The sequence below is a fragment of the Stenotrophomonas sp. P5_B8 genome (assembly GCF_054049855.1).
This window is the reverse complement of the sequence record NZ_JBFULO010000801.1, coordinates 1-784: the sequence shown is the minus strand read 5'-3', so window position 1 is coordinate 784 and position 784 is coordinate 1. Positions and strand designations below refer to the sequence as shown.

Genomic DNA, 784 nt, shown 5'->3' with positions numbered 1-784 from the left:
GATGATGGTGCCGAGCAATGGGACGGTCGTTCGTCTTCGAGTGATGCAAGGCCCAGTGGACCTCCAAGGCCATCGCTACGTTGTCCGGGTGGCGCGCAGTGATCGGCTCGTGCTGACACTCAGTGACTACGCGGGCACGCTCTACCTCAGGGCGGGCTTGACGACGCTGCTCTTGGCGCTCTTGACCTTCGCGATCGTGGTGTATTGGACCATCAGGCGAATGATCGCTCCTCTCAGGGAGGTCTCGGCGGTCGCCGCGCAGGTGAACCCCAGAAGTTTAGGAACCCGGCTCCGCAGCGAGGGGCTTCCCGCCGAAGTCATTCCGTTGCTGGAGGCCTTCAATGGCGCCCTCGCCCGGCTGGAAAACGGCTTTCGGGTTCAACAGGAGTTCCTGGCTGCGGCGGCGCATGAACTGAAGACGCCCCTGTCCCTGCTAACCGCGGAGATTGAGCTGAGCAACGCGCCCAATAGGGAACTGCTGCTGCRGGACGCCGGGCATATGGCGCGCCAGATCCATCAGCTGCTGCATCTGGCGGAAGTGAGCGAGGCCCACAACTACAGCTTCGAGTCGGTTCGCCTTGCGGCGATCCTTCAGGATGCGGCCGACTACCTGATACGCATGGCCGAACAACGCACGGTGACGGTTGAAGTGAACGACCAATGCGGGCAAGTGCCGGTGCTGGCGGATGCGTCGGCGGTGTTTGTGCTGGCCAAGAATCTGATTGAGAACGCCATCCACCATGCGCCCCTGGGCGGTCGAGTGCGCATCGAATTATTCCTTGGG

The 784-nt window shown here is 62.3% G+C and carries 1 pseudogene; it reads left to right on the top strand.

Annotation, left to right across the window (positions count from 1 at the left end):
* Window positions 1–55: 55 nt before the first annotated feature.
* Window positions 56–784 (top strand): annotated as a pseudogene (locus tag ACXJKH_RS21545) (hypothetical protein); the annotation flags it as partial.